At 59.5% G+C, this 511-nt stretch carries 1 protein-coding gene; it reads left to right on the top strand.

Annotation, left to right across the window (positions count from 1 at the left end):
* Positions 1 to 64: 64 nt before the first annotated feature.
* Positions 65 to 511, top strand: a 447-nt coding sequence (locus VQ045_RS21910; RefSeq protein WP_331831638.1) for an IS1595 family transposase, incomplete at its 3' end; no start/stop codon positions are given.

A 511-nucleotide genomic window follows, 5' to 3' on the forward strand; every position in this document is an offset into this window, starting at 1 on the left:
CCGCATATTATACTTGCCATACCCACATCGATCGACTATATAGGAGTCACAAGGAGTTAGATCGATGTCCGTCCTTTCAGACCGCCACTTCCACGACGAAGCCGCCGCCTACCGTTTCGTAGAGGCCCGCATCTGGCCGAATGGCCCGGTTTGCCCGCATTGCGGCGGTGTCGAGCGCATCTCCGCCATGAAGGGCAAGAGCACCCGCATTGGCACCTATAAGTGCTACCAGTGCCGCAAGCCCTTCACCGTGAAGGTCGGCACCGTCTTCGAGGCGAGCCATGTGAAGATGCACCTGTGGCTCCAGGCGATATTCCTGATGGCGTCTTCCAAGAAGGGCATCAGCTCCAATCAGCTTCACCGGACCCTTGGCGTCACCCTCAAGACCGCTTGGTTCATGTCGCACCGTATCCGCGAAGCGATGCGCGGCGGATCACTCGGCCCGCTGGGCGGCAATGGCGAAATCGTCGAGGTCGACGAAACCTACTTTGGACACCGGGCCGAAAGACGG

This window comes from Aurantimonas sp. E1-2-R+4 (assembly GCF_036549515.1).
Classification (GTDB): Bacteria; Pseudomonadota; Alphaproteobacteria; order Rhizobiales; family Rhizobiaceae; genus Aurantimonas; species Aurantimonas coralicida_A.